Annotated in this window: 15 protein-coding genes; 12 read left to right on the top strand and 3 right to left on the bottom strand. The window is 45.5% G+C overall.

The features are described from left to right. Positions 1–378 (top strand): DUF815 domain-containing protein (locus tag WJ238_RS03875; protein ID WP_337606204.1); only part of this gene is annotated, 378 nt, incomplete at its 5' end. A gap of 109 nt (positions 379–487) precedes the next feature. Here WJ238_RS03875 and WJ238_RS03870 read toward each other — a convergent pair. Then, on the bottom strand, positions 488–2,227 hold the full coding sequence (locus WJ238_RS03870; protein WP_337606202.1) for an Rqc2 family fibronectin-binding protein: 1,740 nt from the start codon (positions 2,225–2,227) through the stop codon (positions 488–490). Positions 2,228–2,416: 189 nt separating this feature from the next. Here WJ238_RS03870 and WJ238_RS03865 point away from each other — a divergent pair, with 189 nt between their 5' ends. From WJ238_RS03865 to WJ238_RS03830, 8 genes are all read left to right on the top strand, one after another. After that, positions 2,417–3,298, top strand: a complete 882-nt coding sequence (locus tag WJ238_RS03865; RefSeq protein WP_316264436.1) for a YicC/YloC family endoribonuclease — start codon at positions 2,417–2,419, stop codon at positions 3,296–3,298. Positions 3,299–3,309: 11 nt separating this feature from the next. Then, positions 3,310–3,942, top strand: coding sequence for a guanylate kinase (gmk, locus tag WJ238_RS03860; protein ID WP_230106309.1), 633 nt, complete (start codon positions 3,310–3,312; stop codon positions 3,940–3,942). A 16-nt stretch (positions 3,943–3,958) separates the two neighbouring features. After that, the gene (gene rpoZ / locus WJ238_RS03855) at positions 3,959–4,201 is read left to right on the top strand and encodes a DNA-directed RNA polymerase subunit omega (protein WP_230106308.1); all 243 of its coding nucleotides are present in this window, start codon (positions 3,959–3,961) and stop codon (positions 4,199–4,201) included. A 67-nt stretch (positions 4,202–4,268) separates the two neighbouring features. After that, complete coding sequence (gene rimO, locus WJ238_RS03850; protein WP_337606199.1) at positions 4,269–5,594, top strand: 30S ribosomal protein S12 methylthiotransferase RimO; 1,326 nt, start codon at positions 4,269–4,271, stop codon at positions 5,592–5,594. After that, positions 5,591–6,133, top strand: coding sequence for a CDP-diacylglycerol--glycerol-3-phosphate 3-phosphatidyltransferase (gene pgsA, locus WJ238_RS03845; RefSeq protein ID WP_230106306.1), 543 nt, complete (start codon positions 5,591–5,593; stop codon positions 6,131–6,133). The genes rimO and pgsA overlap by 4 nt, the downstream gene beginning before the upstream one ends. A 1-nt stretch (position 6,134) precedes the next feature. Next, the gene (locus WJ238_RS03840) at positions 6,135–7,379 is read left to right on the top strand and encodes a competence/damage-inducible protein A (protein ID WP_337606197.1); all 1,245 of its coding nucleotides are present in this window, start codon (positions 6,135–6,137) and stop codon (positions 7,377–7,379) included. A 19-nt stretch (positions 7,380–7,398) separates the two neighbouring features. Beyond that, entirely contained in the window at positions 7,399–8,838 is a 1,440-nt protein-coding gene (locus tag WJ238_RS03835; protein ID WP_337606196.1) for a GNAT family N-acetyltransferase, read from the top strand. Between the two features lie 18 nt (positions 8,839–8,856). Next, complete coding sequence (locus WJ238_RS03830) at positions 8,857–11,031, top strand: DNA topoisomerase III (RefSeq protein ID WP_337606195.1); 2,175 nt, start codon at positions 8,857–8,859, stop codon at positions 11,029–11,031. Between the two features lie 62 nt (positions 11,032–11,093). On the opposite strand, the gene WJ238_RS03825 is transcribed toward WJ238_RS03830, so the two are convergent. Both WJ238_RS03825 and WJ238_RS03820 read right to left on the bottom strand, forming a co-directional pair. Beyond that, positions 11,094–12,104: a GGGtGRT protein gene (locus WJ238_RS03825; RefSeq protein WP_230106302.1), complete on the bottom strand. Its 1,011-nt coding sequence runs from the start codon at positions 12,102–12,104 to the stop codon at positions 11,094–11,096. A gap of 29 nt (positions 12,105–12,133) precedes the next feature. After that, the gene (locus tag WJ238_RS03820) at positions 12,134–12,826 is read right to left on the bottom strand and encodes an iron-sulfur cluster assembly scaffold protein (protein WP_230106301.1); all 693 of its coding nucleotides are present in this window, start codon (positions 12,824–12,826) and stop codon (positions 12,134–12,136) included. Between the two features lie 316 nt (positions 12,827–13,142). On the opposite strand from WJ238_RS03820, the gene WJ238_RS03815 reads away from it, so the two are divergent. From WJ238_RS03815 to WJ238_RS03805, 3 genes are all read left to right on the top strand, one after another. After that, entirely contained in the window at positions 13,143–13,346 is a 204-nt protein-coding gene (locus WJ238_RS03815; RefSeq protein ID WP_256194386.1) for a hypothetical protein, read from the top strand. 97 nt (positions 13,347–13,443) lie between these two features. Next, complete coding sequence (locus tag WJ238_RS03810; protein WP_230106299.1) at positions 13,444–14,103, top strand: GntR family transcriptional regulator; 660 nt, start codon at positions 13,444–13,446, stop codon at positions 14,101–14,103. Between the two features lie 93 nt (positions 14,104–14,196). Continuing rightward, positions 14,197–14,413, top strand: a 217-nt coding sequence (locus WJ238_RS03805; protein WP_524536987.1) for a hypothetical protein, incomplete at its 3' end; no start/stop codon positions are given.

Raw genomic sequence — 14,413 nt, 5'->3', positions numbered from 1 at the left:
CTGAAGGCGGTCATTGAGGGGGGACTGGAGAGAAAGCCGGACAACGTGCTGATCTATGCCACCTCCAACCGGCGCCATTTGATCCGGGAGAGCTTCCGGGACAAGGAAGAGAGAGATGAAGAGCTGCACACAAACGACACGGTGCAGGAGAAACTTTCTCTGGTGGCCAGGTTCGGCGTCACCATCTATTTTGGAAAACCGGCCAAGAAGGAATTTCAGGAGATTGTGCGTCAGTTAGCAAAGAGAAATGGCATAGAGATGGATGAAGAGCAGCTCCTTCTGGAAGCAAATCGCTGGGAGTTGAACCACGGCGGCATGTCCGGGCGGACAGCCCAGCAGTTTATCGATTATCTGCTGGGGATGGAAACGCAGCCCTGATGATCTGACCACAGGTCTCGCTTTGTGGGAGGGATGATTGATGAAAAACAAAGGAGGAAATCCCGCATGCCGTTTATGGCTTCGAGGTTTCCTCCTTTTTCGGAACGCTTTATTCTTTTACCTCTTCAATTCCGCTGATATCGGAATCTATGATAAGAGAATAATTCGTATGATAAATGACAAATCCCGGCCGTCCGCCTGCCGGTTTTTTTACATGTTTTTTTTCAATATAATCAATCTCTGCCTTTTCGGCTCCGCGGCTTTTGGAGTAGTAAGCAGCCAGCCGCCCGGCTTCTTCAAAAGTGCGGTCAGGAAGCTCCTCTCCATTTGATTTGACAATGACATGGGATCCGGGAACTTTTTTGGCATGGAACCACCAGTCGTTTCCGGAAGCAAAATGAAAAGTAAGCTCTTCATTCTGCAGATTATTCTTTCCTACATACATGTGGAAGCCATCGCTGGAAATATAGTGGAAAGGCTTGCTGGTAATGCGGACTTTCTGTTTGGAATAACGGCGGCGGATATATCCTGCTTCAGTCAGCTCTTCCTTGATCTGTGTAAGGTCTTCTTCGGCGGAAGCAATGTCGAGGGAGGTGCTTATGGACTCCAGATAATGGATATCATCCAGGGTTTCCTTGATTCGTTCGGTCAGCGCTTCAAACGTTCGTTTCTGCTTATTGTATCTGGAAAAGAAACGCTGTGCATTTTCGGATGGAGTAAGGTGTTCATCCAGCGGGATGGTAATTTCTTCATTAGTATAATAATTGAGAGCAGTGAGAGATTTCGCTCCTGGTTCCAAACTGTAGCCGTAAGTGTGGAGAAGCTCGCCGTATACTTTATATTGTTCTCTGTTTTCTGTATCCTTGAGCTGTTTTGCCTGCAGCTCATACTTTTTACGGTTCCGTTCCAGAGCAGTCTGGACAACGTGTCTAAGATCTGCAGACTTCTGGCGGATCCTTGTCAAGGTCTCCCGGGAGGAATAGAAGGTGCGGATCACCCTGGAGATGGAGTCAAAAGATTCCTTCCTGTAGTTGGAAAAATGAGTCAGAGGCAGAGCAGAAAATTCTTTCGGCTCATTTTTGTCGTAATATATGGCGGGAGAAAACTCAAGAGAAGAAATCTGCTCCATATAATAGGAAAACTGCTTATATAGATGAAGAAACATTTCCTCTGTCATATCCCTGGCAGTCATTCGGGACTCCAGACCGGACAGATAACAGATCTCTTCCGCGACCACAGGGCTGATTCCGGTAAATCCTGTGTAAAGGGCCTTGGATAAAGGAAAGGAAGAGGAAGAAAGGGTCTGTATGAAAAGTTCCCGATCTGCATGGAGGGGATCCTCCTTTTTTGTGGTTTCCGGAATAAAGTATTCTCTGCCGGGAAGAACTTCACGGACAGAACTCATCTGTGCGGAAACGTGTTTAATACTGTCAATGATCCGGCTTTTATCATCGCAGAAAATAATATTACTGTGTTTTCCCATGATTTCAGCGATAAGGATTTTTTTGCATAAATCACCCATTTCATCCAGATGTTCGATATCAAAAAAGAGAACACGCTCCAAAGAGGGCTGACGGACGGAAAGGATCCTGCCGTTCCCGATATGTTTGCGAAGAAGCATGCAAAAGCCGGGAGCGGTCATAGGACTTGGTTTGTTGTCGTCTGTCAGATAAATAAGAGGCAGAGAAGCGCTGGCAGAAATACAGAGTTTTTTTTGTCCTCCCGGCGTCTTTATGGTAAGGAGGAGTTCATCATTTTCCGGCTGCGCGATTTTAGCGATCCGGCCTCCTGCTAATGTATCATTTAATTCCTGTGCCAATGCGGCAATGGTAATTCCGTCAAAAGCCATAAAAATCTTCCTTTCTGTTTCGGTGTCAGAATCGGGGAAATGATCTCATCAGATGTCCCCTTTGCCTAGTTTACCATAGAAACCGGATTTTGCAAAACCTGTGTTTTGGAAAGTTGACGGAAACGGTCAAATGAATTATAATAAACCAGGATTAAAAATAGCCGGAACAAGATAGAAGAGGTTGCAGAAATGATAAAAAGTATGACAGGCTTTGGCAGGTGCGAACTGGCAGACGGAGAGAGAAAGTTTACAATTGAGATGAAGGGAGTCAATCACCGGTACCTGGATGTAAATATAAGGATGCCGAAAAAGCTTAATTTTTTTGAGACAGCGATCCGTAATCTTCTGAAGCAGTCTGTATCCCGCGGCAAAGTAGATATTTTTATTACTTATGAAGATTTGTCAGAAGGACAGGCAGTGCTGAAGTACAATGAGACTTTGGCAAAGGAATACCTGGTGTGTCTGAAACAGATGGAAGAAAGTTTTGGGCTGGAAAATGATATCCGGGTCTCCACCTTATCCAGATATCCGGAAGTGCTGACAATGGAAGAGCAGGCGCTGGATGCGGAGGAGATATGGAATGTACTGAAAAAGGCGATGGAAGGTGCTCTGGAACAGTTTGTTGAGACCAGGACAATGGAAGGAGAAAACCTGAAAAAGGACATTTTAAGCAAGCTGGACGGTATGCAGAAGCTTGTGGCTTATATTGAAGAGCGCTCACCGGAGATTGTCAAAGAATACAGAGAAAAGCTGGAAGAAAAGGTGAAGGAGCTTCTGGAAGACAGCCAGATTGACGACGGAAGGATTGCTGCAGAGGTGGTGATCTTTGCGGACAAGATCTGCACGGATGAAGAAGTGGTAAGACTGAAAAGCCATATCAGCCACATGCAGGAAGTGCTCCGATCAGAAGAGTCCGGAATCGGAAGAAAGCTGGATTTTATCGCGCAGGAAATGAATCGCGAGGCAAATACGATCCTGTCGAAGGCAAATGATCTGGAAGTTTCCAATTGCGGGATTGACCTGAAAACAGAGATTGAAAAAGTCAGAGAACAGATCCAGAATATTGAATAGGGGGAGAAAGAATGAAGGAAGGCCAGGGTATACTGACAGTCATATCAGGATTTTCCGGGGCAGGAAAAGGAACAGTAACGAGAAAGATACTGGAACAGTATGACAATTATGCGCTTTCGATTTCCGCTACGACGCGTGATCCCAGAGAGGGAGAAGAGAACGGAAGAGAATATTTTTTCAAAACAGCAGAAGAATTTGAAAAAATGATTGCGAAAGATGAACTGATAGAGTATGCTAAGTACGTGAATAATTACTATGGTACACCGAAGATGTATGTGCAGGAACAGCTTCAGAAAGGGAAAGATGTAATTCTGGAAATTGAGATCCAGGGAGCATTGAAGGTAAAGGAAAAATATCCGGACACCCTGCTCCTTTTTATTACACCGCCCAGCGCACAGGAGCTGAAGAACCGACTGATCAGGCGGGGTACGGAAGAAATGGACGTTATTGAAAAGAGAATGAAGACAGCAGCCTGGGAGGCGCAGTTTATGGACCAGTATGATTATATTGTCATCAATGACGAACTCCAGACTTGTGTGGAAGAGCTTCATGCTATTATTCAGAGCGAACATAAGAAGAGTGCTCGGAACCTTGTATTTGCAGAAAAGATAAAAGAAGAGCTGGAAAAAGAAGTGAAGGATTGAAAGGAGAATCAACATTATGCTGCATCCATCTTATACGGATTTAATGAAAGTGGTAAATAAAGAGGTAGAAGAAGGTGAGACAAAAGTAGTCAACAGCCGTTATTCTATCGTAATGGCTACAGCAAAAAGGGCAAGGCAGCTGATTGACGGCGATATTCCTCTTGTAAAAACCAAGAACGGCGAGAAGCCGCTGTCCATTGCAATTGATGAGCTGAACAGCGGAAAGATCAAGATTATCGCAGAGGATACAGAAGAATAATATGGAAAAACGGCAAGGCAGATGCTTTTACAAGGTATCTGCCTTTCTGACTAGAAGGAGACAGACTATGAAGGTACTATTTATATCCCTCGGCTGCGACAAAAACCTGGTAGATTCAGAAGTGATGCTGGGACTGCTGGCGGAAAAGGGATACCAGATGACAGATGATGAGACAGAGGCGGAAGTGATCGTGGTCAATACCTGCTGTTTTATTCATGATGCCAAAGAGGAAAGCATTCAGACCATTCTGGAGATGGCGGAATACAAAAAAGAAGGAACGCTGAAAGCTCTGATCGTAACCGGATGTCTGGCCCAGCGTTACCAGCAGGAAATTCTGGATGAAATCCCGGAAGTAGATGAAGTGCTTGGGACCACTTCTTATCCGGAGATCGTGGATGCCATTGAAAACGCCCTGAAGGGGCGGGCAGAGGTGAGGATGACAGACATCGACGCCCTTCCTCTTGTGGATACTGCAAGACAGGTGACAACGGGAGGACATTTTGCTTATCTGAAGATTGCAGAAGGGTGCGACAAGCACTGTACTTACTGCATTATTCCAAAGATTCGCGGGAATTACAGAAGCGTACCTATGGAAAGGCTGATAAAAGAGGCGGAAGGACTTGCAGAAAAAGGGGTAAAAGAGCTGATCTTAGTGGCGCAGGAGACGACTCTTTACGGAAAAGATCTGTACGGGGAAAAATCTCTTCACAGACTTTTGAAGGAACTGTGCCGGATCAGTGGTATCCGTTGGATCCGGATCCTGTACTGCTATCCGGAGGAAATTGACGACAATCTGATCCAGGTGATGAAGGAAGAACCGAAAATCTGCCACTATGTGGATCTTCCGATCCAGCACGCAAATACGGATATCCTGAAGAGAATGGGAAGAAGGACATCCAAAGAACAGCTGGAAGAGATCATTGGGAAGCTGAGAAAAGAAATCCCGGATATCGCAATCCGGACCACCCTGATCACCGGTTTTCCGGGAGAAACAGAAGAGCAGCATCAGGAGCTTGTGGACTTTGTAGATGAAATGGAATTTGACCGCCTCGGTGTATTTACTTATTCACCGGAGGAGGATACTCCGGCGGCAGAAATGGAAGGCCAGATCCCGGAAGAGGTGAAGGAAGACCGCCAGGCAGAGATTATGGAGCTCCAGCAGGAGATTGCCTTTGAACAGGCAGAGGATATGGTAGGAAAAGAAGTTCTTGTTATGATTGAAGGTAAGGTCGCAGATGAAAATGCTTATGTGGGACGGACATACAAAGACGCCCCCAATGTGGATGGCCTGATCTTTGTCAATACAGAAGAAGAGCTTATGTCCGGAGATTTCGCCAGAGTCAAAGTGACAGGGGCGGCAGAATACGATTTGATAGGAGAGTTGATATCATGAATTTACCAAATAAACTGACAGTGTTAAGAGTGATTATGGTTCCGTTTTTCGTGCTTTTTATGCTGACTGATCTGGGGGGAGAAGCAGGAAAGTGGATTGCCCTTGTGATCTTTTGTCTGGCAAGTCTTACAGATATGCTGGACGGCAAGATCGCCCGGGCCAGAAACCTGGTGACGAATTTCGGGAAATTTATGGATCCGCTTGCAGATAAGCTTCTTGTCTGCTCGGCGATGATCTGTCTCATTCCTACCGGACAGCTTCCGGCATGGGTTGTGATCGTTATCATTGCAAGGGAATTTATCATCAGCGGCTTCCGTCTGGTGGCATCTGACAGTGGAATCGTGATCGCGGCAAGTTATTGGGGGAAATTTAAGACCGTTTCCCAGATGCTGATGGTGATCGTACTGATCGCTGACCTGGGGGGTGTGTTCGACATGATCGGCACAGCTCTGATCTGGATTGCTCTTATTCTCACTGTCGTATCTTTGGTTGATTACATTGCAAAGAATGTGCAGGTACTGACAAAAGGAGGCATGTAAAATGACAGTGGAACTCATATCCGTAGGGACAGAGATCCTTCTTGGAAATATTGTAAATACCAATGCGGCTTACCTGGCTGAAAAGATCGCGATTCTGGGCTTATCCTGCTATCATCAAAGCGCGGTAGGCGACAATGAAGAAAGACTGGAAGATGCAATCCGTCTGGCGCTTTCCAGATCAGATATTGTGATTTTAAGTGGCGGACTGGGTCCCACAAAAGACGATCTGACAAAAGAAGTAACAGCGAAAGTATTCGGCAGAGAGCTTTACGAGGATGCCCATACAAAAGAGCGGATCCAGTCCTATTTCGATCAGACAGGACTGAAAAAGGAGATCACGCCCAACAACTGGAAACAGGCTCTTGTGCCGGAGGGAGCAATTGTAGTGGATAACCATAACGGAACGGCTCCGGGACTGATTCTGGAAGGTGAGGGAAAGACAGTGATCCTTCTTCCCGGTCCTCCAAATGAGATCAAACCAATGTTCGAACGGGACATTGCTCCATATCTGAACCGCCTGCAGCCGGAAGGAATCTATTCTACCATGGTAAAGGTTTGCTCTATTGGAGAGAGTAAGGCAGAGACGATGGTGGCAGATCTGATGGAGGAGCAGACCAATCCGACTCTTGCGCCGTATGCCAAGACCGGTGAAGTACATTTCCGTGTAACGGCTAAGGCGGCGGACGAAGAGACAGCCGGAAAATTAATGGAGCCCATGCTCCAGGAGCTGAAAAAGCGGTTTGGAAATTATATTTTCACCATGGATGAAAATGTAACAATGGAGGAGTCTATTGTAGATCTTTTGAAGGAAAAACAGATGACAGTAACGACTGCGGAATCCTGTACAGGCGGTCTGCTCTCCGGTCGTATTTTAAATGTACCCGGGGCATCTGCTGTATATAAAGAAGGATATATTACTTATTCCAACGAAGCCAAAGAAAAATTGCTTGGTGTGTCCCATGAGACATTAGAGACATATGGTGCTGTCAGCTATGAGACTGCCAGGGAAATGGCAGCCGGAGCAGCGCGGTCGGCCGGGGCAGATGTAGCTTTGGCGGTGACGGGAATTGCCGGACCGGACGGAGGAACGAAGGAAAAACCGGTAGGACTTGTCTATATCGGGTGCTTTGTGAAGGGGAAAGTAAGAGCAGAAGAATTTCATTTTACAGGCAACAGAAGCAAGAACAGAGATTATGCAGTGATAAAGGCGCTGACCCTTCTTCGGGAGGAGCTGCTTGAGAAGTAAGCTTAAGGAGGAAAAGAATATGATGATACGACGGCTGTACGGTCAGGAAGTATTGGATGCACTTCACCTTGTATGGGATGTTTTTGTACAGGATGTAGCTCCCTGTTATACGTCAGAGGGAGTGGAGGCCTTTTCCCAGTTTATCCGGTATGAAAATATTGAGCAGAAAATGAGAACAGAAGGATTGACTGTATTTGGCGCTTATGAGGGAAATGTGCTGAAAGGCGCAGGTGCCATCCATCCTTCGGGACATATTGCACTTTTGTTTGTGAAAAAAGAAGATCAGGGCAAGGGAATCGGGAAGCAGATTTTTCATGCCCTGTGCGGGTATGCGGCGCAGACTTTCCATGTGACCAAGATTACGGTAAATGCGGCGCCCGGATCAGTCGAGGCATACCGTCATTTTGGAATGCGGGATGTGGCTTCGGAACAGGTAAGGGACGGCATCCGGTTTATTCCGCTTGAAATGTGGATCACACCTGCAGCGCCGAAGAAAGATCATAAAAAGCTTTATCTGATCATCGGAGCGGCAGTCCTTTGCCTGGCAGTTTTTGTGCTCTCAGCTGTGGCAGTGTTCCGGGAGGTAGGCAATGCAGTGACAAGCCAGTCCCCATCAGAAGGCTGGCAGGACGGCGGCGAGGATTTTTATGACTGGTATGAGCAGATGCCCTATTCTTCTGACGGCCAGGATGGACAGGATTCTTCCGGGCAGGAGGACAGCGGGCTGGACGCGATCGACGCATATGTTTCTGATGAAGCGGATTATGAAGTAAAAGAAGAAAATTACAGCTATATTCCCGACGATACCACAAGTACAGTGATCCAATTTGAGGTTTATTATCCGCAGATAGAGGGATTAAGTGACTCTGTACAGAAGAAAGTGAATCAGACACTGGAAAACTGTGCCATGGAGACGGTGGATAAGCTCTATCTGAATCCTTCACAGGAGATGAAAGAGAAAGTATTAAGTGAGGATAATCCGGTACTTGCAAGTCTTGTAGAATATAAAGTTACGTATCAGGGAAAAGATATGTTAAGTGTCATGTTCCAGGATTACGGCTATGAGGGAAGCATGAGTGACAGCTATACAGCTCTTCGCTGTGTGAACATCAACCTGAAAGACGGAACAATCTATGATGTGAAAGATATTGTGGAGCTGAATGACGAGTTTATAGGAGAATGGCTGGACGGAATGCGGGATGAGGCAGATGAGGAAACTCTTCTTTCTGAATTGAACGAGGAAGAGATGAAGGAAGTGCTGGCAGGTGACAGCAGGGACGGCTGCTATGATGACAATTTCTTTGTAGATGCCGATGGAATAGAGATTGGCCTTAGCTTCCGCTATTCCGACACATCAGAAGCCAATACAGGCTTTGCGTGGGTGACAGCGCCTTTTGAGCTGGATGAACTTGCGCCTTATCAGACAGACAGCAGTTTCTGGGATCTGCTGGAATCATAAACGGAGAAAACAGAAAATATGAAAGCATTAGTAATAGCAGAAAAGCCATCAGTAGCAAGGGATATTGGCCGTGTTTTGAAATGTACCAAAAACGGCTCCGGCTTTCTGGAGGGCGGACAGTACGTGGTAACATGGGGTCTGGGGCATCTGGTCACCCTGGCAGATCCAGAGGATTATGATCCAAAATATAAGACCTGGAAGATGGAAGATCTTCCGATGATTCCGGAACATTTTAAACTGGAAGTGATCCGTCAGACACAGAAACAGTATCACGCGGTGAAAAGCCAGATCCACAGAAAGGATATAGGAGAGATCATCATTGCTACAGACGCGGGGAGAGAAGGAGAGCTGGTAGCACGGCTGATCCTGGAAAAAGCCGGGAGCAAAAAGCCGGTGAAGAGACTCTGGATCTCTTCTGTAACAGATAAGGCAATCCGGGAAGGATTTGCTCATCTAAGAAGGGGAGAGGATTACAAGCCTCTTTATGATGCGGCGTTTTGCCGGGCAGAAGCAGACTGGCTGGTGGGTATGAATGCTACCAGAGCCCTGACCTGTAAATATAACGCCCAGCTTTCCTGCGGACGGGTGCAGACCCCGACGCTTGCTATTGTAGCCAAACAGGAGGAGAAGATCCGGAAATTTGTTCCGGAGACATTCTATGGGCTGAATGCGTATACAAAAGGGATCACTCTGACGTGGAGCGATCAGAAATCGGGAAGCAGCCGTACATTTGATAAAAACAGAATACAGGAGATCAAAAAGAAGGTGACCGGGAAGGAAGCGGTAATAACCGAGATGAAGACTTCCAGGAAGAAAACATTCCCGCCCCTTTTATATGATCTGACAGAACTTCAGAAAGATGCGTACCGGCGATTCGGATTCTCGCCCAAGGAGACGCTGAACATTATGCAGAGGCTCTATGAAAATCATAAAGTGCTTACTTATCCAAGGACAGACTCCCGCTATATCAGCAGTGATATTGTGCCTACTTTGAAAGACAGGGTACAGGCCTGTGCTGTGGGACCTTACCGGAAAGCTGCCGGGAAAGTTTTCAAAGGGCCTTTCACGAAAGATGCGCCCTTTGTCAATGATAAAAAGGTATCGGATCATCATGCCATCATTCCCACAGAGCAGTTTGTTCAGCTGGAACATATGACAGGCGAGGAACGAAAGATCTATGATCTTGTGATCAAAAGATTTCTTGCGGCTTTATATCCCCCGGCAGAATTTGAAGAGATAAAAATAACTGCCGTAATAGAAGGAGAAACCTTTACGGCAAAAGGCAGGAAGGTGCTGAAAGAAGGCTGGAGAGAAGTATACAGTCAGGAGGAAGATCCGGACGAAGAACAGGATATGCCAAAAGCATTCCCTCCCATGGAAAAGGGAAAACATATACAGGGGCTGTCTTTTACTGTCACAGAAGGAAAGACAAAGCCCCCGGCAAGATTCAACGAAGGAACTCTTCTTGCCGCTATGGAAAGTCCTGCTGCTTACATGGAAACACAGGATAAGAAGGCTGCAAAAACATTGGGAGAGACCGGAGGGCTCGGAACCGTGGCAACCCGCGCGGATATTATAGATAAGCTTTTCGGCAGTTTTCTCCTGGAAAAAAAGGGAAGCGAGATCTATCTGACTTCCAAGGCGAAACAGCTTCTTGAGCTGGTGCCGGAAGACCTGAAAAAGCCGGAACTCACGGCAGACTGGGAGATGAAGCTTTCCAGAATTGCTGACGGGAAGATGAAGCGAGGCACATTCATGCATGAGATCCGGGACTATGCAAACAGTCTGACAGAGGAGATACGGACGGGAGAAGGAACTTTCCGTCATGATAATCTGACCAATACGAAATGTCCGGTGTGCGGGAAGAGAATGCTGAAAGTACAGGGAAAGAAGTCAGAAATGCTGGTCTGCCAGGACAGGGAATGCGGACACCGGGAGGTGCTGGCAAGAGTATCCAATGCAAGATGTCCAAACTGCCATAAGAAAATGATGCTTAGAGGGCAGGGGGATGGCCAGGTATTTGTATGTGCCTGCGGATATAAGGAAAAACTTTCCGCTTTCAAAGAGAGAAGGAAGAAAGAGGGAGCAGGAGTCAGCAAAAAGGATGTTCAGAAATATCTGAACAAACAGAAGGATGAACCTGTGAATCTGGCTTTTGCAGAGGCTTTTGCGAAATTGAAGCTGGATGAATAGAATAGAAAAAATCCGCTGTGATAATCAGGTCACAGCGGATTTTTGACTCTTTTGAGATTTTCTTAGAATTTTCCTGCCTTTGCAGCTTCTTCAATAGAAACGGCAACAGCAACTGTCATACCAACCATCGGGTTGTTTCCTGCTCCGATCAGACCCATCATTTCAACGTGAGCCGGAACAGAAGAGGATCCTGCAAACTGTGCATCAGAATGCATACGTCCCAGTGTATCTGTCATACCGTAGGAAGCCGGTCCTGCAGCCATGTTGTCCGGGTGAAGAGTACGTCCTGTACCACCGCCGGAAGCAACAGAGAAGTATTTCTTTCCTGCTTCTACACATTCTTTTTTGTATGTTCCTGCAACCGGATGCTGGAAACGTGTCGGGTTTGTGGAGTTACCTGTGATGGAGACATCAACGCCTTCCTTCCACATGATAGCAACACCTTCACGTACGTCGTTTGCACCATAGCAGTTTACTTTGGAGCGAAGTCCGTCAGAATAAGCGATTCTCTGAACTTCTTTCAGTTCTCCTGTATAGTAATCATATTCTGTCTGTACATAAGTAAATCCGTTGATTCTGGAAATGATCTTTGCAGCGTCTTTTCCAAGTCCGTTCAGGATAACGCGAAGAGGTTTCTTACGAACTTTGTTTGCTTTTTCAGCAATACCGATTGCACCTTCAGCAGCGGCAAAAGACTCATGTCCTGCAAGGAAAGCGAAACAGTCTGTTTCTTCTTCCAGAAGCATTTTTCCGAGATTTCCATGTCCAAGTCCAACTTTACGCTGATCAGCTACAGAACCCGGAATACAGAAAGCCTGAAGACCTTCTCCGATTGCAGCAGCAGCGTCAGCAGCTCTTGAACATCCCTTTTTGATTGCGATTGCAGCACCTGTAATATATGCCCAGCAGGCATTTTCAAAACAGATAGGCTGGATTCCCTTGATCTGATTGTATACGTCCAGTCCGGCGTCCTTTGTGATTTTTTCAGCTTCTTCTAATGAAGCAATGCCGTAGCTGTTTAATACTTCATTGATTTTATCTATTCTTCTTTCATATGATTCAAATAAAGCCATTTATGTATCCTCCTGAATTATTACCTTTATTACTCTTTGCGCGGATCGATGATTTTAACAGCATCAGCAACACGGCCGTACTGACCTTTTGCTTTCTCCCATGCATCGTTTGGTGTGTCACCGGCTTTGATGAAGTCTGTGAACTTTCCAAGGCTTACGAACTGATATCCGATGATCTCATCATGTTCATCCAGTGCGATTCCTGTGACATAACCTTCAGCCATTTCGAGGTAACGAGGTCCTTTTGCCAGTGTACCATACATAGTACCAACCTGAGAGCGAAGTCCTTTTCCAAGGTCTTCAAGTCCTGCACCGATCGGAAGCCCGTCCTCAGAGAATGCGCTCTGAGTTCTTCCGTATACGATCTGGAGGAAAAGTTCTCTCATTGCTGTATTGATAGCGTCGCAGACCAGGTCTGTATTCAGCGCTTCCAGAATTGTTTTTCCAGGAAGGATTTCAGAAGCCATAGCTGCAGAGTGAGTCATACCGGAACATCCGATTGTCTCTACAAGTGCCTCCTGAATGATTCCGTCTTTGACATTTAAAGTCAGTTTGCAGGTTCCCTGCTGCGGAGCACACCAGCCTACACCGTGTGTCAGACCGGAAATATCTTTAATTTCTTTTGCCTGTACCCATTTTGCTTCTTCCGGGATCGGAGCTGGTCCGTGATTTGCACCTTGAGCTACCGGACACATCATTTCTACTTCATGTGAATAAATCATTTTAAAACTCCTTTCGATATGTATACATACTACTAGGACAGTATGTATGATTTTTCTGTAGGGTTTGTTATGTCTTTAACCCATACTTAAATTTATTTTCGCATAATTTACAGGATTCGTCAATCAGGATTTGCAGAAAAACAGGTTTGTAGTAGGAGAGATGATATGGTAAACTTCTATTTAGGAAAGAGGTGTCAAGAGTATGGTAAAATTAAACGATAATGCAAAAAAATATATGCTGAAGTTTGGGTGGAATGACGTAGTCTTAAGTGTGGAGGAATTTACCAGCTGATGTGCGCCTCCGTATAAGGAGATAGTGGTAAGTTTTACCAACGAGGATGAAGAAGCTATGGCGGAAAAAGGATACAGGGCAGATACAAGCGAGATAGGAAAAGTATACTATCCGGATCAGGGCGTAGAGTTGTCGGAAGAAATCGCTGTCAATTATGTGGAGTATCCGTGGATTACCTGTTTTCAGGTGGAAGGGATCCGGCCGGCAGAAGAAGAAAACAATATTTAAAATAAAAAAATTTTTTATTTTATTTTGATTGCAAATCACGGAAAAAGAAGATATACTTTAAATAAGCAGAGCGCATGAGAGGAAAGGCGGATGAAAGATGAAAGTAAAAGTAAACCTGGATGAAGTTCTTTATCATAAGATCATTGAAAGTTTGATCCGGGGAGAATATGCTGTCGGTGAGAAAATTATGCTGAATGATCTGTGTGAAAAATTCGAGGTCAGCCGGACTCCTGTTGTGCAGGCTGTAAAAATGTTAGGCAAAGATGGAATTTTAAAGATCATGTCAAATGGAAGGGTGTATGTGCCGGATCTGGAAGAAGGAACAGTAGATCAGATTATTGAAATCCGCCGGCTTCTGGAGGGGCATGCTCTGGAGAAAACATTGAACGGAAGTAAAGAACATGTTGAAAGAACGATAAAAGATCTGCGAAAATATGCCGAACAGTGTCGGGAATGTTTTGAGAAGGAAGAATATGTAGAACTTGCCATGGCAGATCTGAAGTTTCACAGAGCAATTGTACAAAGTGCCGGAAATAAGATCATGGATGATCTTTACACTGGAGTGCAGGGAAGATTTATCGTACTGAATTACCTGATCAGGCCTTTGAAGACGAGAAAGTATGAAAGAACGGTAGAGGACCATTTTATGCTGATCGAGTTGATGGAAAACGGGAAAACAAAAGAAGCACTGCAAAAACTCGGCAATCATATCGGTGGATCAGGAGTTCCCGATACAGAAACAGACAAGGAAAAATAGTGAAAGAATAACGGAAGCCTTCGGGCTTCCATAAAAAAACATAAAAATAAAATTTTTTATTTTTAATTTTAAATTGCAAGAAAGGAGAAAATGATGAAAAAGAGCATCACATGCGAATCGTTTCTTGACTATCAGTTTGTCAGTGATCCCCGTATTTCACCGGATGGGAAACACACTGCTTTCATTGTAAAGAAAGCAGATATTAAGGCGAATACATATCAGAGCAGCCTTTATCTGTTCAGTCATGAAACGAACGAGGCAAAACAAATGACTTCTTTGGGCTCTGTAAACTCTTTTATCTGGGAGGACA

Origin of the sequence: Claveliimonas sp. (assembly GCF_037273965.1) — a bacterium.
Lineage (GTDB): Bacteria > Bacillota > Clostridia > Lachnospirales > Lachnospiraceae > Claveliimonas > Claveliimonas bilis.
The sequence above is the reverse complement of the archived record's forward strand: the minus strand, read 5'-3'. Positions and strand labels throughout refer to the sequence as shown.